Origin of the sequence: Brachymonas sp. J145, from assembly GCF_036312245.1 — a bacterium.
Lineage (GTDB): Bacteria > Pseudomonadota > Gammaproteobacteria > Burkholderiales > Burkholderiaceae_C > Brachymonas > Brachymonas wangyanguii.
The window spans coordinates 104853-124410 of the sequence record NZ_JAZDCI010000005.1 but is presented as its reverse complement, the minus strand read 5'-3'; the positions used below and the strand labels follow the sequence as shown (position 1 = coordinate 124410).

General features: G+C 61.2%; 24 protein-coding genes. 2 read left to right on the top strand and 22 right to left on the bottom strand.

What is annotated here, in order from left to right; translation table 11 throughout:
• Positions 1-3: 3 nt before the first annotated feature.
• The 13 genes from V1261_RS06800 to V1261_RS11995 form a co-directional block, all read right to left on the bottom strand.
• A complete protein-coding gene (locus V1261_RS06800; RefSeq protein WP_329770874.1) occupies positions 4-1389 on the bottom strand; it encodes a hypothetical protein in 1386 nt (461 codons plus the stop codon).
• A gap of 204 nt (positions 1390-1593) precedes the next feature.
• Positions 1594-2091 carry a hypothetical protein gene (locus V1261_RS06795; RefSeq protein ID WP_329770873.1) on the bottom strand — a complete coding sequence of 166 codons (498 nt, stop codon included), beginning with the start codon at positions 2089-2091 and terminating at the stop codon, positions 1594-1596.
• Positions 2088-2612 carry a lysozyme gene (locus tag V1261_RS06790; protein WP_442877949.1) on the bottom strand — a complete coding sequence of 175 codons (525 nt, stop codon included), beginning with the start codon at positions 2610-2612 and terminating at the stop codon, positions 2088-2090. The genes V1261_RS06795 and V1261_RS06790 overlap by 4 nt, the downstream gene beginning before the upstream one ends.
• The gene (locus V1261_RS06785; protein WP_329770871.1) at positions 2609-2836 is read right to left on the bottom strand and encodes a DUF7940 domain-containing protein; all 228 of its coding nucleotides are present in this window, start codon (positions 2834-2836) and stop codon (positions 2609-2611) included. Before V1261_RS06785 ends, V1261_RS06790 begins: the two co-directional genes overlap by 4 nt.
• Positions 2833-3186, bottom strand: coding sequence for a DUF6127 family protein (locus V1261_RS06780; RefSeq protein WP_329770870.1), 354 nt, complete (start codon positions 3184-3186; stop codon positions 2833-2835). The genes V1261_RS06785 and V1261_RS06780 overlap by 4 nt, the downstream gene beginning before the upstream one ends.
• A gap of 29 nt (positions 3187-3215) precedes the next feature.
• Positions 3216-3548, bottom strand: coding sequence for a phage head closure protein (locus tag V1261_RS06775; protein ID WP_436231802.1), 333 nt, complete (start codon positions 3546-3548; stop codon positions 3216-3218).
• A complete protein-coding gene (locus tag V1261_RS06770) occupies positions 3542-4030 on the bottom strand; it encodes a head-tail connector protein (RefSeq protein ID WP_329770868.1) in 489 nt (162 codons plus the stop codon). Before V1261_RS06770 ends, V1261_RS06775 begins: the two co-directional genes overlap by 7 nt.
• An 11-nt stretch (positions 4031-4041) precedes the next feature.
• Positions 4042-5274: a phage major capsid protein gene (locus V1261_RS06765; RefSeq protein ID WP_329770867.1), complete on the bottom strand. Its 1233-nt coding sequence runs from the start codon at positions 5272-5274 to the stop codon at positions 4042-4044.
• Positions 5275-5351: 77 nt separating this feature from the next.
• Entirely contained in the window at positions 5352-6104 is a 753-nt protein-coding gene (locus V1261_RS06760; RefSeq protein ID WP_329770866.1) for a head maturation protease, ClpP-related, read from the bottom strand.
• Positions 6052-7308: a phage portal protein gene (locus tag V1261_RS06755; RefSeq protein ID WP_329770865.1), complete on the bottom strand. Its 1257-nt coding sequence runs from the start codon at positions 7306-7308 to the stop codon at positions 6052-6054. Before V1261_RS06755 ends, V1261_RS06760 begins: the two co-directional genes overlap by 53 nt.
• The gene (locus V1261_RS06750) at positions 7305-9005 is read right to left on the bottom strand and encodes a terminase large subunit (protein WP_329770864.1); all 1701 of its coding nucleotides are present in this window, start codon (positions 9003-9005) and stop codon (positions 7305-7307) included. Before V1261_RS06750 ends, V1261_RS06755 begins: the two co-directional genes overlap by 4 nt.
• Positions 9005-9433 carry a phage terminase small subunit P27 family gene (locus tag V1261_RS06745; protein ID WP_329770909.1) on the bottom strand — a complete coding sequence of 143 codons (429 nt, stop codon included), beginning with the start codon at positions 9431-9433 and terminating at the stop codon, positions 9005-9007. Before V1261_RS06745 ends, V1261_RS06750 begins: the two co-directional genes overlap by 1 nt.
• Before the next feature lie 165 nt (positions 9434-9598).
• Positions 9599-9961, bottom strand: coding sequence for an HNH endonuclease (locus tag V1261_RS11995; protein WP_436231803.1), 363 nt, complete (start codon positions 9959-9961; stop codon positions 9599-9601).
• 118 nt (positions 9962-10079) lie between these two features.
• Here V1261_RS11995 and V1261_RS06740 point away from each other — a divergent pair, with 118 nt between their 5' ends.
• Together V1261_RS06740 and V1261_RS06735 are read left to right on the top strand one after the other, a co-directional pair.
• Positions 10080-10613: a DUF3489 domain-containing protein gene (locus tag V1261_RS06740; protein WP_329770863.1), complete on the top strand. Its 534-nt coding sequence runs from the start codon at positions 10080-10082 to the stop codon at positions 10611-10613.
• A 99-nt stretch (positions 10614-10712) separates the two neighbouring features.
• On the top strand, positions 10713-11078 hold the full coding sequence (locus V1261_RS06735; RefSeq protein WP_329770862.1) for a hypothetical protein: 366 nt from the start codon (positions 10713-10715) through the stop codon (positions 11076-11078).
• On the opposite strand, the gene V1261_RS06730 is transcribed toward V1261_RS06735, so the two are convergent.
• The 9 genes from V1261_RS06730 to V1261_RS06690 all read right to left on the bottom strand — a co-directional run bounded on the left by V1261_RS06730 (position 11042) and on the right by V1261_RS06690 (position 19555).
• Positions 11042-12304, bottom strand: a complete 1263-nt coding sequence (locus tag V1261_RS06730; RefSeq protein WP_329770861.1) for a site-specific DNA-methyltransferase — start codon at positions 12302-12304, stop codon at positions 11042-11044. The genes V1261_RS06735 and V1261_RS06730 overlap by 37 nt on opposite strands.
• On the bottom strand, positions 12301-13716 hold the full coding sequence (locus tag V1261_RS06725) for a site-specific DNA-methyltransferase (RefSeq protein WP_329770860.1): 1416 nt from the start codon (positions 13714-13716) through the stop codon (positions 12301-12303). Before V1261_RS06725 ends, V1261_RS06730 begins: the two co-directional genes overlap by 4 nt.
• A gap of 239 nt (positions 13717-13955) precedes the next feature.
• A complete protein-coding gene (locus V1261_RS06720; RefSeq protein ID WP_329770859.1) occupies positions 13956-14339 on the bottom strand; it encodes a DUF6362 family protein in 384 nt (127 codons plus the stop codon).
• Between the two features lies 1 nt (position 14340).
• Positions 14341-14805 carry a crossover junction endodeoxyribonuclease RuvC gene (locus V1261_RS06715; protein ID WP_329770858.1) on the bottom strand — a complete coding sequence of 155 codons (465 nt, stop codon included), beginning with the start codon at positions 14803-14805 and terminating at the stop codon, positions 14341-14343.
• Positions 14806-14948: 143 nt separating this feature from the next.
• Complete coding sequence (locus V1261_RS06710) at positions 14949-17228, bottom strand: phage/plasmid primase, P4 family (protein ID WP_329770857.1); 2280 nt, start codon at positions 17226-17228, stop codon at positions 14949-14951.
• Positions 17225-17482, bottom strand: coding sequence for a hypothetical protein (locus V1261_RS06705; protein ID WP_329770856.1), 258 nt, complete (start codon positions 17480-17482; stop codon positions 17225-17227). Before V1261_RS06705 ends, V1261_RS06710 begins: the two co-directional genes overlap by 4 nt.
• On the bottom strand, positions 17479-18216 hold the full coding sequence (locus V1261_RS06700; protein WP_329770855.1) for a hypothetical protein: 738 nt from the start codon (positions 18214-18216) through the stop codon (positions 17479-17481). Before V1261_RS06700 ends, V1261_RS06705 begins: the two co-directional genes overlap by 4 nt.
• On the bottom strand, positions 18213-18704 hold the full coding sequence (locus V1261_RS06695; protein ID WP_329770854.1) for a DUF6511 domain-containing protein: 492 nt from the start codon (positions 18702-18704) through the stop codon (positions 18213-18215). Before V1261_RS06695 ends, V1261_RS06700 begins: the two co-directional genes overlap by 4 nt.
• The gene (locus V1261_RS06690) at positions 18701-19555 is read right to left on the bottom strand and encodes a P63C domain-containing protein (protein WP_329770853.1); all 855 of its coding nucleotides are present in this window, start codon (positions 19553-19555) and stop codon (positions 18701-18703) included. Before V1261_RS06690 ends, V1261_RS06695 begins: the two co-directional genes overlap by 4 nt.
• Between the last annotated feature and the right edge of the window lie 3 nt (positions 19556-19558).

Below are 19558 nucleotides of genomic sequence, written 5' to 3'. Positions count from 1 at the left end.
TCATCAGGTTAGCGACCTCGTCCAGTCCGTAATTTTGTATTTTTGAATAGAAGAGTATGAAAACTTCTGGAGAGACTTTAGCCTGTGGGGCATTTCGTGATGCCCCTCAAGATTTTGCGTAGGAATTAGATAAAACTCCCACTCAAGCCCCGCCCCAGTTCCTGATGCTTTACGGCACATATCTACGACGGGAGGATCCATGCCGAGAACCAAATAGTCAAAGTCAGACCTCAGGTAGAGACGGCTTTGTGTTGGGTGGTCGTTGACGCGCCCCCTTGTTAGCTGGGTTTCCGTCGCAATTACTGGATCTCTTTTGTTAAGCTCACAGTTATTGGTTGAAATTCCTTTCATCTGAATGAACTTATTGGATCCGGCTATTTTTACGGCGTGATCAGCCTTGTCTGCGCGACTCGAACGCAAATCCGAGGGTTTATACATTTTGATTCCATTTGCCGCAACCATCTCTTGAAATACTACTTCACGAGAAAATCCTCTAATTGACATATCCCAAATCCGAAAATTGGCATCATTCAGAATGGTGTTGAGGATGACATCAGAAGAAATGCCTAGCTTCTTTGAAGTAAGAGGCAACACTTCTTGACCAGGAACCGGCTTTGTTGCACCAACATTTTTCAAGGTCACCCCAATGCGTGAAAATGCATTCAAGCTTGGGTGACGACTCCAATCAATGGAGAACGGCGAAAGTATATGCTCCTTGGATAGAGGGTGCCTAGGGAGTTCTCTGTTTTCAATAACGACTACGTTGAGGGGGTCATATGAAACCAGTCCGATCAAATACTCTGCGAAGTGATCGGCCCTATGGTAGTAGTCCATTGACTCCTGCTCAGATTTTGCCCCGTGAGTCTTGTGCGTCTTATACTGAACGATTGTGCCTTTGGTCCCAGCCTCTGTACAGGTTTTGAGCTGTAGTGATTTCGAATTGACAATACGGTCGACCGCATCGTCCCCACCAACCTCGGTTACCTTTATTCCATTAGCATCAAGTAGAGAATCGAAAAAACTCTCAAAGGCATGACCCTTAACAGTGCGAAAGACGGGTGAATTTTCACTGATCATCCGATCAAATGTATTTTGTTTCATTTGAAGTGATTCGCAGAGCGCATGCAGCTTATTGGCTGCTGAAATCTGTTTTATATCTGCGCCATGCTTCTTCTTCAAATAAGCGATGACTTCGCCAATACGTCCCGTTCCGTAGCTCATTGAGTTTTGTCTGAAAATTCGATTGATTAACGCCAAAACGGTTCTTAGATGCAGGCAGACCCACCAGGTGCCACTCACGTACAAACCGAATACAAGCAGAAGCCACCAGCATATCAGTTGATGTTCGACGCGAATAGTGGTAGGCACTATCGGGGCGGAAAAATTCATGAGCTACGGGTCTCGCTGAAGGTCACAGCGGTTTGTCCCCGGCCGTCACTGACCCCGCGTGGCAGTTCTGTCTCTGCGACGGGTTAGTTGAGATTGATCAACCAAGTCGGTGTCTGGTCCAGATCAGCCTCACGCCGAGGTTGAATGCGAAGTCGTCAGCAGTTTTTGTCCTCAGTAAGGCCAGTGGAAAGCAATCGCTCCTTCTTATTTGATGTTCGCGGTCATTGTCATGACCCACGCCTGTAACGCCCTCAGTTGCTCGGCGTTTTCGTGGCAGGTCTGGTAGTTGGCGGCAACGGTTCCGGCGACGGCAGAGAGCGCAATGTCTGCGGAGGCCGCATCAGCATCTCGGGCGGGCTCGGGCAGCTCACCGGCGGCGGCAGCGTCGTGCAGGCGCACAAAGCCACGGTTGATAGTGCAAGCAGCATCGGCTTGAACGGGCACATAGACGGGAACCTCCTTGATGATGGTTTCGCCCTTCTCGCGAACGACGCGGACGCGGTCGACGTACTGGGTCACGACCTTGACGGTGGCTTGCGCCTGCCGCTCGCGGATGGCGGCGACCTGCAGGGTTTGCTGCTGGGCGGAGGCGTCCCACTGCGCTTGCACGTGGCCCGCGCCCTTGATCCAGCCGAAGCCAATCAGCGCAACAGCCAGAGCAGCGATGGCCAGCCAGCGGTAAGGCCACGGAATCAGGTTCATGGCGTTTCCCCGAGGCACTGCCGGTACTCGGCCTGCCGACGCGTCACCAGCCCGCCGCACAGCCGCGCATTGGCAGGCAGCGCACAGTCCTTGCCCTGAAAGAAGCGCCAGCGCAGCAGCTCGGCACAGGCTCCGGCGTAGTCCTCGGCGTTGAGTTTCCTGACCAGCGTGGACTGGCAGAACGCCCGGCTGCCGACGTTGTAGGAGAAGCTCACGAAGGCGTCGTACTCGTGCTGATGTAGAGGCACTTTCACACACTGCTTGAGTGCTCCTTCGAACTTCTGCACATCCCGCAGGGCACGCTGCAGTGCTGCAGGCGGTGTCGTCTTATCGCCGATTTTCACGGGCGAACCATCGGGACGGGTGGTGCTGCCAAAGCCAATGGTTGGAACATCGCCCTTGACCGGCACTACCGCACGATCCGTGTAGCCCTCGTGCAGCACAATGCCAACCAAGCCTGCTGCAGACAGCATCAAGCCCGTCACGGCCCTTCGTCCCATAGGTGATAGTGGCCGGCTCATCGGTGCATCTCCGGCTGAGCCACGATACGCGCTAAGGTCGCACCAATGCTGGCAACAAAGGCCAATAGCACGAAGGCACCGCGCGGCAGAACTTCCCCGAACAGCGGCACCACCACTTCCGCAGCGGAGAAGCCGGCAGCCAGCAGCGAGAAGCGGATGCTCCATGCTCGGCGCAACACATTTCGCCAGTCGACCAGGAGCGAGAGCTTTGACTTAATGCTCATTGCGCTCCTCCCAAGAGCTTCAACTTGAAGGCCATACCTACCAGTAGCACAGCCAGGATGCCCGTGGTTACAACCTTCACCGTGGTCTGCCATGCTGTGCGCCGGGCATCGCGCCAGGCCTCCAACAGATCACGCAGTTCACGGATGTCTTTGGCTGCACGCCCATTCTCCAAGCCAAGGTGCGTGAGCACACGCTCGGCACCACGTTCGGCAGCACAGTCCAGCAGTTCATCGAAGTCCTCGCGTCGCAGCAGGAGCGTGCTCTCCAGCGGAACCGACGCAACAGGAGTCAGCGGGGCAGGATGGGACGCGCCCTCGCCTGCCCCCAACACATCATCGTGTGGGTACATTCAAATTCCCTCCTCTGTTTGTTTTGGCCTCATTGGCCAAGCAAGGTCTTGCACATCAGCTGCAACTCGCCGTGTCGCATCAGGGGTTCAATGACGGATTCGATGGAATAGGTCTTGCCATCAAAGAGCACCTTCATCGACGCATCCACCCCAGGCCGGTAGCGCATCCGAATGCGCACCGTGGTCTGGGACTGTAAGGATTGCGCAGCAAAGAACTCCTGCCCCCGCAGCGGCTCCACCGATGCCCAGAACGTGCCCAAGCTCACCCACATGGACACCGTGGCGCCGTACTCGTCTTCACCTTCTTCGAACCGCTGCAGCGTGATGCGGTGGCGCATGCGTCCAATCGGGATGCTCAGCATCGCGGCACCGTCCAGGCATCCAGCAAGGCATCCACGGCCGTGCGCGGCAGGGCTACGGGGTTGCCCGCCACGATCGCTTCCCGATGCTCATACCAACCACCGATCTGCAGCAGCATCCACTGCTTGATCGACGGCGGGACATCCTCGGCCGTACCAAAGCCACACCGAACCGTGATCTGCGCATCCTGCTCTGCCGTGAGCGTAGGTGGCCAATTTCCATCGAGCAGATAAGGCACCGTGGTCTGCAAGTCCTGTACCGGCAGCATCTTGGCCAAGCTCACCTGCTCTCCTGCGGTCACTTCCAGCACCCACGTCTGCGCCATCAGCAACAGGCCCGTCTGATGTTCTGCCTGCTCACGTGCTACAGAGGTAAGCGCTGCAATCAGGGCATCGTCCTCGTCCGTGTCCAGGCGCAAGTGCAGCTTGACCTCTTCAACGGACAATGGCTCACCCATAGGAGCAACGGTTCGCGTCAGCTTCATCACTACCTCCGTCAAGCGGCCTGTTCCAGCGCCTTGACAGCTCCACCCACGTCGATCAAATTTCCGTCGTGGCGCGAGAACGCCAGAAAGCCCACCTGGCCCTTCTCCGTGTACTTGGAATCCGTCAGTCGGAACAGGGAGACCGCCATCACATCGCGGATCAGGTACATGCTGAAGTCGCCAAACAGCACCGCTTTGGCGCTAGAGGCCAGCGCCGGCATATGCTGGTTGATGGTGTAGGCATAGCCCAGCACCGTATCGGGCTCGCGCACCGCCACGCCCGGCAGCCACAGCGGACGCTTCTGGTCGTCCTTGAGCTTCTTGATCTCTTTGAGCGTGCTGTCGTGGAACATGAAGCGGCAACGCCCGGATTGGCGATAGGCCGGGTCCACGCTGTGCTCCAGATCAATCAGATCATCGAAGGTGATGGCCGTGGCTGCTGCCGAGTTCGCACCCACAGATGCCGCCGTCACAATGCCAGTCGGCTGGCCCACTCCAGTGCCCACCGTGAAGTGGTGGTTGGTGATACGCGCGATGCGCTGCGCCAGACGCTGGTTGATGTGCGCTTCCAGATCGATCACCGCATCCTGCAGCAACTCGAACGGCACCGCGACCGACTTGGAGCTGTACTTGAACGCGCCGATCGACTTCACGCCAAAGCCAAAGTCCTGAACACCGACAGGCTGGTTTTCGCCGACGATCTCGCCTTCTTCCGCGGTGGCATTGGTCGTGGGATAGTTGATGGGGTTGCCGCTGGCGGTCGGCAGGACGGTCGCCACCTCGCGCATCCCACCGAACGCTGCCATCGCTTCGATTAGCTGGCGCGCGACATCGGTGGGCACCAGATAACCGCCTTCAGCAGGCACCGTAGTGCCCATGCTCGCCTGGATGCTGGCGGCCTTGCGCGCCACCATCTGCTGCTGCTCGTAAGTTAGCGCATTGATGCCACCGCGCAGCCACGCCACGAAGATGGCCTTCTCCTGCTGCAGCTGGTTCGCTGCTTCTACAACAGAAACGCCCTGCTGTTGGCTGCGCTTCTCCACGGCGGCGTGGTTCTGCGCTTCCAAATCGAACGCCTTTTGCTGGCGCACAATCTGCTCGTCGAGGCGATCGATCGAGGCGACCAACTGGTCGTACTGGTGTTGCTGGGCCTCCTGCCATTGGTCACCAGGGTACTGGTCAACCAGATTGCGCAGTGTCTTGGCATGTTGGGCGCGTTCTTCACGCAGCGATTGAATACTCATGGTTTTTCTCCGGTAGAGCGGGCGTAAAAAAACCGCCAGAGCGAACTCGGGCGGCGGGGAAGGAACAGGTCGCTGTTTCAGGTGCAGCGTTCGATCACGGCGACACGTCGCAAGCGTTCACGCTGCGCATCCGCCGAGACGGCTGATGGCGGGACCACTGGCGCATCGGAGTAGGCCGACAGGTTCCAGCGCTGCTGCGGCATGACCACCAAATCAGGTGCGTCGGAATTGGCGATGCGATCTACAAGGCCAGCATCCAACGCCTCCTGAGCGGTAAACCAAGTCTCGGCATCCATCCAGCCTTGGACGGTTGCCAGGTCTTGACCAGTTTTTGTCTGGTAATCCAGGGCGATGCTGGCGTCGATCTTCTCGAGCGTGACCGCCATCTCCATCAAATCGTGTCGATTACCTAGCACCACGCCCCAGGCGTTGTGCACCATCAGGAACGCACCCTCGCTGATCTCGACTTCATCAGCGGCCAGCGCCACATAGCTCGCAGCCGAAGCAGCCAGACCATCGATATGCGCCACGATCCGCGCAGGGTGTTCTTGCAAGGCAGTGGCCATCGCCCGGGCCTGGAACACGTCACCACCCGGAGAGTTGATGCGCAGATGGATCACCGGCGCCTGGATGGCTGCCACGTCCTGCGCGAAGCGGGCTGCATCGACCCCGCCCCAGGCATCGGCGCCGATCACGTCGTACAGCCAGACTGTGGCGGCGCCCTCTGGCGCATCGGCTGCGACCTGGCAGGCGTAGCGCCGGGGCGTGTGGGCGTTGTCACGCAGCAGTTGCTGGATGCGGTTGTGAGGCATTGTTGTGAGAGGCAGCATCGCTAAAGTCCTTGGGTTGGGCCAGGTGGTCACCACCGGCCAGTGGCGCGAGGTTTTCCAGTCGGCGGATTTCGTTGGGGGTCATCCAGGCGGGGTTCTGGGTGCCGCCCAGCGCCCGCGTGTAGTACTCGGCCCGGGCCTTGGAGTCCCCGCGCAGCAGGCCCTCGACGTTGAACTCGACAAACAGCCGCTCGGTGCGGAAACACTTGCGGTTGATCTCCTGCTCGATGCGATTGAGGTGAGGCGCCAGCGTGTACTGCACAAAGCCGATGCCTTGCTGTTCGATGCCCGAACCCCAGGATGTGGATTTGTCCGTCTCGCCCACCATGTGCGGCGGCACGCCGAAGGCGCGCGCGATGTCGGCCACCTGGAAGCGCCGCGCCTCGATCAGCTGTGAGTCCTGCGCCGAGAGCGTGACCTCCTTCAAGTCCGTGCCCTCGGTCAGCACGATGGGCAGGCTGGCGTTGTGCGCGCCGCCATACTTGCTGGCCCAGATGCGCCGCAGGTTGTCGATCTGCTCCTGCGTCATCTTGCCGGGCACCTTGAGCGCCACATCGGGATGCGCGCCGCTGGCGAAGAAGCGTGAACTGAAGCCTTCAGCTGCCAGTGCCAAACCAATGGCCTCACGCGCCGCGTGGCGGATCACACTCATGCCGCGCGCGCCATCGAAGCCAAAACCCGGAATGTGCAGGATGTCGTCCTGGTCACGCCCAAGCCACTGGCCATCGCGGTAGAACTCGTAGCGTAGACGTCCGTCGATAGAACGAATGCCCACCGCACGGCTGTCCAGCGGGATCAAAGCGCGGATGGCGCCTCCCCTGCCCCGCTCGATTTCTGCAAGTGCGTCCCCCGACAGCAGCATCTGCGCCAGCAGGTACTCCCAGAACACCGCTGCCGACACTGCCGGGCACGGCTGCTCGTTCAAGAGCCACCACAGGTCATTGCGCACACGCTCGCGACCCTGGTCTGCGCGCCGGTAGACCGTCAACGGCAGGCTGGCAATCGCCCCCGCAATCAGGCGCACGCAGGCATAGACGGCGGTCACGCGCATGGCAGACACTTCGTTCACTGTCACGCCCGAGGCTGCTGGCATGCCGGCCAGCAACTCGTACAGTTCGGCCTGACCGAGTGTTCCCGAGTTGTTGATTTCCGGAGCGTCCTGCTGACCACCCAGGATGCGCTTGATCAGACTGCGAAGATTCATAGCGCCACAAACCCCTGTTCCACAAAACCGGTGTCACCGTTCTCCAGCAGCAACCGGTTCAGTGCCATCAGCACCGCGACCACACCGTCGATCTTGTTCTCCGGTCGCTCCTTGCGTGGATAGATGTTGTCCTTGGCGTCCCGGTGGCACACCACATTGCTCACCATCCAGGTGAGCACCGGGTCACCGTCAAACGCCCACTTTCCCTGCAAGACCAAGGCTTCCAACTGCTTCATCGGCTCGGAGAAGTTCAGTACCGTGGGTCGCACTTCCAGCATCGGCAGACCTTCAGCCAGCATCCGGGTCGAGAATTGCGTCGCCTGGAACGGGTCGAAGGCCACCGCCTTGATCTCGTATCGGGACGCCGCATCCAGCAGTTCTGCCTCGATCTGGCCGAAGTCGGTCACATTCCCCGGTGTCACTTGCAAATGCCCTGCCTGCATCCAGCCCTGATACTGGCTGTTGCTGGCGGTGAAGACGGTGTCTTCGGGCAGGAAGTGGCGCACAAAGCCCACGACCTTGCCCTCACGCTCGAACAACAGCGCCATTGATGCGATATCGACCTTGCTGGCCAAGTCAATGCCGACCCAGCAAGGCTGTCCCTCGAAGTCCTCCAAGCACAAGCCAGTGTCAGCGCAGCGCTCCCAGGCCCGGATGTCCATCCAGGTCGTGTCCGTGCTCACCCAGTCATTGCAGTGCTTGGTGCGAAAGTTATTCGTGGCCGACGGCAACTGCAGGGCCTTGGCCTGCAGCGGCAGGATGACCTCGGGGCGCACCGAGATGCCCCAGTTGGGATTGGCCTTGATCAGTGCGTCTTCACTCCCCCAGTCATCCTCATCATCCAGGCCATAGATGATCCCGAACTGGCTGTCGTCCTCGATCTGGCCATTGAGCACCCGAGTCACGAAGTTGCGCACCTCGTAGCAAATTCCAGCCCGGTCCGAACCAGCGGTGGTGATCACCCACAAGAGCGAGTTGTCGCGCTTGCCGGTGCCGGTCTCCACCACGTCATAGACCGTGCGTGTCTTGTGCGCATGCAATTCATCGATGCAGCCGAAGTGGATGTTCAGACCATCGAGCGTCGAGCCTTCGGCCGAGAGTGCTTCAAACTTGGACGCGGTCGAGAGCACATGCATGTTGTGCGCGCCGACCGTGACGCCGTAACGGGCTCGAAACCCCGCCGACTTGCGCGCCATCTGCTGCGCATCGCCAAAGACGATGCGTGCCTGGTCGCGGGTGGTCGCCAGCGAGTAGCATTCCGCCCCACCTTCTCCATCGGCCGTGAGCATGTACAGGCCCACAGCGGAGGACAGCGTGGACTTGGCATTGCCTCGCGGCACTTCGATGTAGCTGCGCCGAAACCTCCGACCACCATCGCGCCTCACCCAGCCAAAGATAGTGGTCAGCACGAACACCTGCCATGGCTCCAATGTGATCGGACTGCCCGCCAGCGGCCCCTTGATATGGGGCAGCAACTCCACAAAGGCGCAGAGATTGTCGGCTGGCCGGTACTTGCGTCCGGACGCATCGGTGAGCAGCGGGTTGAAACGATACGGTGAGGTGCGTCCCTTGAATCGTGCCAGATCATCCAGTTGCCGCTGACAGGCCTTGCGCACCCACTGGCAGGCAGCGATTTCCCTTTCGACAACGGCTTCGGCATAGCGTTGGGCCACAGCGGCATAACGGTGTTGTGCCATCAACCACCTCCTGCGATGGCAGACCAGGGATCATCCTGGATCGCCTTGTCTGCCTTGACCACCACTCGAGAGCGTGAGGCCGGAGTAAATCCCATCTCAGACGCTGCCTTGAGCATGATCTGCGCCTGGCGGTTGACGATGGCTAGGAACGGGGACTGCATCGGCACACCGGTGTTCGGCGCCTTGATCAGCATTCCGGTGCGGGCCAGTTTCTCGCTGGCCTCCTGGTACAGATCAAACGCCACCACCCACACGGCGAACACGGAAGCATCCACATCCTTCAGCAGCCCCGGCGGCGACAGTTCAATTACCTCGCGCCAGGTCACCTTCTGTCGCTCCGTGAGCCACGCAGGTGGCTCTGCCAAATCGGCGCGCGGCTGCGGCTCGTGAGCATTGAGCGCCCGTTTGCCCGGATTGCCGGCGATCACTTTCAACGCTGTGGGTTTCGGCTTGCGACCTCGCATCCAGATTCATCCATTTCATCGCCGCGACTGGTATAACCCCCCTATGCCAATTTCGCGGGCACAAAAAAATGACGGACCGCGCGGATTTGCGCGATCCGGTCCTGAAGTTTGATCCCCCCCTGGTCTCCTTTATCGACATCGGGGGTTACCGAATCCACCGTCCTCTCGGGCGGTCTTGATGGCGTGGCAGGACAAGCACAGGGGTTGCAGGTTTCCGCGCTCGTTGTTCATCGCGTTGCCGTCCAGGTGATCGACGACCGTCGCGGCTCGCACCCGTCCTGCGCGCAGGCAGTGCACGCACAAGGGTTGCTCTCGCAGCACCTCGCGGCGCAGGGCACGCCACGCTGCACTGCTGGTGGGCAATGCACGTCGCCTCTGACGTTCCTGCGCCCGCTGCGTGTTGTCCCACTGCCGTGCGTCGCTACGATGCTTGGGGCAGTAGCCACTGCCGTCAGCAACGATGGCAGCGCACCCGGGGTGGCGACAAGGCATGGGAGCAGAACGTGGCACTGGATTGACTTCCTGCAACTGGCGGGCACATGGAGCTTGGCTTCTCCTGCGAACAGCGCGTTCATGACATCGTCATCAACCAACGCCGAAGGAGCAACCCATGACCACCACCCAACTCACCCCGGCCCAGCACGCCATCCTGGCCAAGGCCATCAACACCAGCGCAGGCAAGATCGACTGGTTCCCCCACCACATCAAAGGCGGCGCGCGCAAGAAAGTGCTCGACGGACTGTTCAACCGCGCCCTGATCACCACCGACGGCACCAACTGGTTTGTCGCCGCCGAGGGCTACGACGCCCTTGGCATGCCACGCCCGCAGGTCAACACTGAGCCGTCCACGACGTTCGAAGCCAAACTCGACGCGATCATTGCCAACGCCGAGGCTGCGCAAGCGGAGGCATCCTTCGAAACACCAGCCAAAGCACCACGCACCCGAGCCAACAGCAAGCAGGCCGAAGTGATCCGGATGCTGCAACGGCCCGAGGGCGCAACCATCGGCCAGATCTGCACCGCCACCGGTTGGCAGGCGCACACGGTGCGCGGCACATTTGCCGGAGCCTTCAAGAAAAAGCTGGGTCTGACCATCGTTTCGGACAAACCGCAGTGCGGCGAGCGGGTCTACCGCATCGCCTGATCAGAAGGATCGAGAAAGAGGTCAATTGGCGCTTGGCTTCTCAATCGAACAGCGCGTTACTACGGGTGTCGCAACGATCAACTCGAAGGAGAAAGCACCATGACCAGCAACCCGATCCCCGCCACCCAGAACGAAGCCTGGGGCTTTTGGGGCACGATGAACGAGCACGCCAGCGCCGGATGGCCCCTGGCGATGGCCGCCATCTCGGACGCCACCAGCCAGCCCCTCGAATCGGTACGGGTCTTCCTCGACAGCCGCCACGGACGCCACTTTGCCGACGACGTCCAGAACGGGCTTTACGAGGGCAAAGCCCTGGCGGATGCGATCAACGCCGCCACCCAACGCTGGATGGGCTGGACGATTGACCGCCAGACCAGCAAGCAGTACGGCATCCCGCGCGGCCTGCCCTACCTGACGGGCTTTGTGATTCATTGCGAGATCAACGACGAGTTGCTTGCCGCGTGATCGAACGCCGCGTCATACGCCTCGCGGGTTGCCTGCTTGCCGGTGAAATCCTCCCACCGGCGCACGATCACATCCACATACTTCGGGTCTAGTTCAATCAGCCGCGCAACGCGGCCTGACTTCTCCGCTGCGATCAACGTCGTGCCGGAGCCTCCGAAGGGGTCAAGCACCACGTTGCCAGGGCGGCTCGAATTGCGGATCGCGCGCTCGACCAACTCCACCGGCTTCATCGTCGGGTGCAGGTCGTTCTTCTGCGGCTTCTTGATCTGCCACACGTCGCCCTGGTCGCGGTCGCCACACCAGTGGCGTGTCGCCCCCTCGGGCCATCCGTAGAGGATCGGCTCGTACTGGCGCTGGTAATCGGCGCGACCCAGCGTGAAGGTGTTCTTGGCCCAGATGATGAAGGTCGACCATTTGCCACCGGCAGCGCGAAAGGCTGACTGCAGCACATCCAACTCACTCGACGACATCGCCACGTAGATGCCACCTTTGCAGTGCTCCACCATCGGCTTCAAGGCCGCCAGCAGGAAGTCGTAGAAGCCTTCTCCCAGGTTGTCGTTCAGGATCGCGCGATCCTTGCCGCGCATCTTGTCCTTGGCGCTGTTGGCGTAGTTCACGTTGTACGGCGGGTCGGTAAACACAATGTCCGCCACCTCGCTTTGCATCAGCTTCTCGTAGCTCTCGGCCACGGTCGAATCACCGCACAGCAGCCGGTGCTGTCCCATGATCCAGATATCACCCGGGCGTGAGACTGGTGTCTCGCTGACCTCGGGCACTGCATCCTCATCGGTCAAGCCTTCTTTGTCGGGTTCGTCTCCGGAAGCCAGTTCGATCAGATCGTCGACATCAAAGCCCGTAAGTTCCAGCTCGAAGCCTTCCAGCTTCAAGGCTTCAAGCTCAATGCGCAGCATCGCATCGTCCCAGCCCGCGTTCTCTGCGATGCGGTTGTCCGCAATGACCAGGGCCCGGCGCTGCGTCTGGCTCAAGTGGTCGAGAACAACCACCGGCACGATCTCCAGCCCGAGTTTCTGGGCGGCGGCCAGCCGACCGTGGCCAGCGACGATGATGCCGTCGCTGCCCGCCAGGATCGGATTGGTGAATCCGAACTCGGCGATGCTGGCGGCGATCTGCGCCACCTGCTCCTCAGAGTGGGTGCGCGCGTTGCGGGCATAGGGCAGCAACTTGGCGGTCGGCCACTGCTCGATCTTATCGGCCAACCAGCTCATGCTGCCTCCTCGGCAACAATTGCGATGGCACGCTCGGCAGCAACCTGCTCGAAAGACTGACCGGTGGCGACCAAGGTGACCGGCACACCGGGGTAGTTCTGCTGGAAGCGCTTGATGGCAACGTCCACGTACTCCGGCGCGATTTCTACGCTACGGCAGATGCGGCCCGTGCGCTCAGCAGCGAGCATCGTCGTGCCGCTGCCACCGAAGGGGTCGAACACGATGTCGCCCGCGTCCGTGTAGGCCTCGATCACGAACTGCGGCAGCGCCACCGGAAACACAGCCGGGTGGTCGATGTCCTGACCGATCTTGCCCTTGTGGCGCATCACGCGAATCACCGAGTCGGGAATGCGGGTGTCCTGTGTCGGTTGCCCTGCATGCGTCCAGCCACCCACCTCGCCATCCTTGCCACGCATTGCCGTCGACGATCCATCGGCGCGCAGGTGCGACTCCTGCCCGGCGTGCTTGCACGGCACGATCTTGTTCGGCTTGCGGCTCTCGCGGTTGAAGTGGAAGATGAACTCAAAGCTCGGCGCGAACCGACCGGCCCAGTCACCCGGCATCCCCGGTCCCTGATCCCAGACGTACCAGGCAAAGCGCCGCCAGCCTTGGCTGCGCATCCAGTCCAACCACGTATCCCAATACGGGATGACTTCGCACTCGCGATGGATCAGGCCGAGGTTAACCAGCACCTGGCCATCATCGGTCATCGGCAAGTGAGCGAACACGCCGCGCATCAGACCGTCCCAATCGGCGATACCGCCCGAGGTGTAGTCGCGCTGGTTGCCGTAGGGTGGCGACGTGAAGCACAGTCGTGCCGTGTCGCCTTGCATCAGCGTAGCAACCACGGCACGGTCGGTAGCGTCGCCACAGATCAGTCGGTGCGCGCCGATGGCCCACACATCGCCAACTCGGGACACCGGAGCCACAGGAGCATCCGGCACATCGTCAGCCGCGTCTTGCTCCTCGTCGTCCATCTCTGCATCAGCATCCTTGCCCGACTCGTCACCAAAGATCAAATTCTCGATCTCGGTATCCTCGAAACCGGTCAATGCGAGGTCGTACCCGGCCTCGGACAACTCTGCCAGTTCCAGGGTCAGCAGTTCTTCGTCCCAGCCAGCATCCAGCGCCAACCGGTTGTCGGCGATCACCAGCGCCCGCTTCTGGGCGGCGGTCAGATGCGCCAGTTCGATCACCGGCACTACATCGAGTCCCAGCTTGCGCGCTGCAGCCAGGCGTCCATGACCGGCGATGATGCCGTTGTCGCCATCAACCAGGATCGGGTTGGTCCAGCCAAACTCGACAATGCTGCCCGCGATCTTGGACACTTGGGCGTCAGAGTGCGTACGCGGATTGCGGGCGTAGGGAATCAGCGCCTCGACCTTGCGGTACTCGACGGTGAGCGTGTTCAAGGGGAATGCTCCAAAAGCAAAACCCGCCGAGCGTTGCCGCCGGGCGGGTTAATCAAAGAGGATATTCTGGAGCGAGAGAGCTTTGCTCCCACCTCTGTCCAGAAGATAGCTCAAATACTACTCCTGAACGGGGTGTTTTGTTGCAGCCCTTCCGAGGCTCAAAAAGGACAAGCAAAGCAACTTCAGGACAACCATGGCAAGCATTACCCTGTCTGACCTACGATTTTGGAAAGCTGACACTAGCCTTCACCGTTGAGGATTACAGCGACGACTTCGAGCGCCTTCTGCCAGCGCCGCCACGCGGTCGTGCGATCACAGGCAAAGCGCAACGTGATATCCCGCCAGCCAACCCGCTGCGCCCGCATCCACACCAGATGGCGCTGCTCCACCTCCAGCCACAACACCCAGCGCGTCACTTCCAGCATGCGCTCCACCTCCTGGGGAGTCGGAGGGAACCGGTACACCACGTCCTCGTCGCGTGCCAGTCGCTCCCAGCCTTCGCGGCGAATGGCGGGCCAGGTGTTGAAGTAGCCCTGCACACGCACAGGCGGCAAGCGCCGCGCTGTCGTGGCAGCTTCTTCAAAACGTGCGGCAACGCTCTCCACCGTCCATAGCGTGTGCATCTCACACCTCCTGCTGATCCATCGCCCAGTGCAACAACGCCAGGGCATCGGCCTCGTTGTCATCGACCGGGGCATAGCCACGCGCACGGGCAGCCGCCACCATCTCGTCCTTGCTGGCGTTGCCCTTGCCGGTGACGTGCTTCTTGATCGTGCCCACCGGCACCCCCTGGTACGGAATCTGGTGGTGCTCGCACCACGCGGTGAGCGTGGCCAAGAACCCTCCGTAGGCGTGGGCGGCATCGGTGGATACGTGGCGTCGCACCTCCTCAAAGTGCAACTCATCGATCTCACCGGCCACTGCCTTGAGCTCGGTGAGCCAACGCTTGAACCGCAGAAAGCGCATCCCGCCGCCTTCAAAACGCTGCGGACGGAAGCTCTCGGAGCCGCTGGTGATGTGGCCGTCGCTGCCGCGCAGCGCCCAGCCGGTGGTTGTGCCCAGATCGAGGGCAAGAATGGTCGTGGTCATGGTGGTGTCAGTCCTTGTTTGGGCTGGTTCTGACACAGCGGACACAGTTCCCCATTACTTTCCGTGAGGCGCGCGCACGCGCACGCGTATAGAAGGTAATGTAGAGCCGTGTCAGCTGCGTCAGACAGCACATATTTCGGGGGTTAGTCATCCGTGTAGGGGGAGTAGGTAACGGTCGGCGGGTGCTTGAGTCCTATGCCCTGAAACCCGCGCACACCCGCGCCGTTGCGCCATTTCTCGACTCCGCGCGTGATGAGTAGATCGGAGAAACGGCGTTGCGCCCCGACGAATTCGCCGGCGCTTTCAGCCCAATGCTTCCAGTCACTGAACAACTCAGCAGTGAGTGCCTTGGCGTTGGGATCGCGCACACAACGCTCCTGAATCCACCGCCCCAGTGCATCCTCCGACTCAAAATACTCTTCGGTCGCAGACACCACGCTCGCTGGTGGCTTCAAGCCCTCGCGCTGCCACGCAAGGCACCCTGCAACTGCCCACGCCAGAATCCCGTCACGCTCAGCCAGCAGCTTCTCGGTGAGACGCCCGTCGCGTCGCTCGGGTGGAATCGTCACCGTGAAGGGAATCATGTGCATGCGCCGCTTCATGGCTTCGTCAACGTTCCGGATGGCAGGCTTGTGGTTGCCCACGATCACCGGCTTGAACTGTGGCGTGTACTCGAAGAAGTCCTGGCGCATGAAGCGCGCAGAGATCTTGTCGCCACCCGTGATGGCCTTGATCTTGGACTCATTCAGCCGTCGTCCCTGCTCGGTTTCAATGGCCGTCACGAAACGCGCCCCGCGCAGTCCAGCCAGATCGGTCGGATGGCGGTCACCCCTGGTCTCGACAAAGGTGTCCATCGAGGCGGTGCAGGCGTAGTCGCCGAGAATGGTGCTAATCACGTTTGCAAACACGCTCTTGCCGTTGGCTCCGGTCCCGTACAGGAAGAACAGCGCATGCGCACTGGTCACACCCGTAAGGCAGTAGCCAACCATGCGCTGCAGATAGGCCTGCAGGTCTGCATCGCCACCAGTGACATCGGGCAGGAATGCCATCCACAGCGGACACTCCCCACCGGGCGTGGCCGTCGTGATCTTTGTCATCCGGTCGGATCGCTCATGCGGGCGCATCCGGCCAGTCTTGAGATCGACCACACCGCCGGTCGTGTTGAGCAGCCAAGGATCGGCGTCCCACTCATCGGTGGTGGCCGCGTGCCTGCGGTCAGCACGCGCCAAACGCTCGACACCACTCACGGTTCCGGCACTGGCCAGCTTGGCCGCGATCTTGGGGCTCTCCGCGCGCACCGCCGTCTGACGACAGACACTGCGGATCAGGTCCGTGGCTGCCAGCGTATCCTCGGTGCGCCAACGCTGACCATCCCATACGAGCCACTTACCCCAACCGGCCACGTAGCGCCAGTCGCGGTGGTAGCGGCGCGTGAAGGACAGCGCCAGCGCATCCTCCGTGCCCCAGACCGATTCGTCACTGCTGACCACCGGCTCATCATCTTCACCGAGGTCATGCATCTGCAGACGCGGTCCGTGGGTGAGGAAGGTTGCGACATCGAAGCCCTCAGCGATGGCATCGGCTGCATCCCAGCCCTCCGCTGCTTCCTCGGGCGGGTACAGGATGTGGCAGGACTTCGCTCCCGCCGCCAGAACCGCCTGCGCTGCCTGCGTGGCGTACTCCCAGCCCGGCTTGTCGCGGTCGGGCCAGATGAGTACCGCCTTGCCAGCCATCGGCGACCAGTCCGTCTTGTCGACCGGAGCCTTCGCGCCGTGCATGGCGGTGGTGGCCACAATGCCCGCATCAATCAAGGCTTGCGCGCACTTCTCTCCTTCGACCAGCACCACCTGCGCAGCGTTCACCATACCCGGCTGGTTGTAGAGTGGACGCGGATCAGGCGGCGTCATCTTGCGCCGCTTAGCATCCCAAGGACGGAACTCCTTCTTGCGTCCGGGTGGGTCGTAGCGGTACACCACCGCGAGCAGCTTGCCCGCAGCGTCGAGGTAGTCCCACTTGGAGGTGGCAGGCCCCAGATCATCGACCGGAGCTTCCTTCTTGGCGCGGCGCACCGGCACGGAGCGCGAACGCCCGAGCAGATCGGCTGCCTCGTCAAGCACCCGCGGAAAGTCGCTGTGGACGTTGGCACCAAGCGAGGCCGCGATCAAGGCGAAGATGTCCCCGCCCTCGCCTGTGGCGCGATCGGTCCACAGACCAGCCTTCTCGCCATCGAGCACCACCTCGAGGCTGTCGCCGGGGCTGCCCAGCACGTCGCCGACCAGGAACCTGCCGCGACGCGTCTTGCCTGCCGGAAACATCGCTGTCAGCACCGACTCCAACCGTGCCAGCAGCTCGGTGCGCAGTTCGTCCCGCTCTGAGTCGCGGTTGTTCTCTGCAGGGGGCATAGCATCGTTGAAATCGATCATGCGCCCTCCTCGACACCGTTGTCGGATTCATCTTCCGCGACGCGTTCCTGCACGGCTCCGCTGTTCGCTGCCCAAGCAGAGAGTTCTCCCAAGCGATAGCGCACCAAGCCGCCCAGCAGGTAGTGCGGAATCCGGTACTTGCTGCGCATCTGCGCGTCGGCAAACCAGTAGTACGGCAGGCGCAGTGCAGCAGCTGCCTGCTTGGCATCGATCATGGGTTCGACGCCAGTGACCAGAGTGTTGTTGTCCGTCATGCTTGTGTCCTCCAGCAACGGTCCTGCCAGGCGCACATCCGGCATTCGAAGTGCGTCGGATCATGGAATGCGCGTGGCAGCAACTCGCCTGCCTCGGTCGCCGTGATGACCTTCACCGCCCGATCCGACATGCGCTGCGCCAACGCTGCATCAAAAGGCACGAGTTCGGAGTAGATCTCCATCGAGTCAGCGTTGAGTGCCGTGAAGAGTGCCGGGTGCTCGTGCAGTTGCAGATAGGCCTGGTAGATCGCCACCTGCGCGGCATAGATGGGCTTGGAGGTGGCCAGGCCCTTCTTCTGCAGATCGCTCCAGGACTTGTTGCCCAGGCACTTGCACTCCCACAGCGCCGGATAGGCAAAACCTTCTGGGCCAGCTACGATGACACCGTCGACGTGGCCCTGCAGGCGACCGTCGGCCACCGAGAAGCCAAACTGCTCACCGTCCGCCTTGCGGGTGCGCAGATCGAACCCCGCGTCCCGCAGCCACCCGACCATGCAGTCCTCCATGACGTGACCGCGCTCGAAGATGCGCAGCATCCGACCCGGGATGTCACGCCCGTGGTCGATAGGAGCCTTGGCGTACTCGAACTGCAGCGCACGCTCGCAGGCGACACCCAGACGCGAGGCGCCGAGGTATTGGCGCTCGCCCTGGCGGGCGCGGGCGCGTTGCATCCCGGCGTCGATCAGCTCGGACACCTGCCCTGCGATGCTCGATGAAGCATTGAAGTCCATCATGACTGGCCCTCCTCCTTCGGCGTGTCCCAGGGAATGTCGTCATCCATATCGGCAAACGGTGTGGCCATCGGATCGGCAACGGCCGGCATGCCACGTACCGGGGGATACTTGCTGGCCTCGTGGTGCTCAGTCATGGCGTCCGTGAACTGCGTGACGATGGCATCAATCACCTGCAGTGCCTCAGCCTCCGAGTACTCGCCAAGCGGTTTGGCAAAGCCGATGGCATCAGCCGCGCTGCCGAAGGCCTTCAGGCACGTGCGCATGGCCGAGGCCTCGATGTCAGTGAGGTTCTGCATGGCCCCCCCCTCCCTGGTTGGCACGGCATCCAGCGCGCTGCGCCAGTTGCCATACAGCCTGTGGAACGCGTCCTGGCAGCGCCGCGAGCAGAACACCCAGTCGATGGGATAGCGTTGACTGCGCCCTGTGCTGATACGGCATTCGGCATGACCAAAGCCGCGTGCTTGTCGGTGACAGACCCAGCATTTCACAGGCCCTCCTCAATCTCATCGAGCAGCAGGCCCAACTGCAAGGCAGCCCCATCGAAGGCCGCTTCGCAGCGGCGCTTGAAGTCGGGGTAATTCGTCGAGCTGCGCGCAATCGCCGTGACTGCATGAATCTGCGACTCCAGGTGCGCAAGGCCCTGCTCCGACAACCATTGGTGGTGCTTATCGGAGATGCCCTTGCGGTTGCGGATTTCGTCCATCAAATCCACCGGCAGCACCGGGCCGTAGACCCAGCGCAGCGTGATTTGTCCGACGACATGCGGCGGGTTTTGATCGTGGCCTTGGTACTTCCAGCCGAACAATCGATAGATCGCGCGGTAGTAATCCGGGTGGAAGCGACGCTCCCACGACGCGCAGGACTGACGCAGCAGCTTGGAGATCAGTTCTTGCAGCGCATCGGGCGCGCGATGGTACTGGTAGCCAGTAGCCTCGTCGATCAACGCAACCTCGCCGGTGGTGGCGAGCGCGCGCATGATCGTCATGCAGTGGGGCACGAGCTTCAGGCGCGCACGATGCAGCTTGTTGTGGATCGCGGCATCAATCACGCCCGAAGCAATGTGAGTGATCACACCAGCAGGGAAAAACTGCGCACGCCGACCATTGGGAAGCAAAATCGGTGATTCAAATTTATCCAATTCCGACAATGACTTAGGAGAAAATTCAGCCAGAATTTGGCGAAAACGGTGACCCGTGTTGTTCTCGTGGACGCCGAGCAGCTTGGCCACTTGCTTGCGAACATATCCGCGCTCGCCGGTGGTGAGCACGACTGCCTCGCAGTCGAGGTTTCCGAAATGCACGACGCCGAAGTGGCTGGCAATGAGAGTAGATGTGCTCATGAC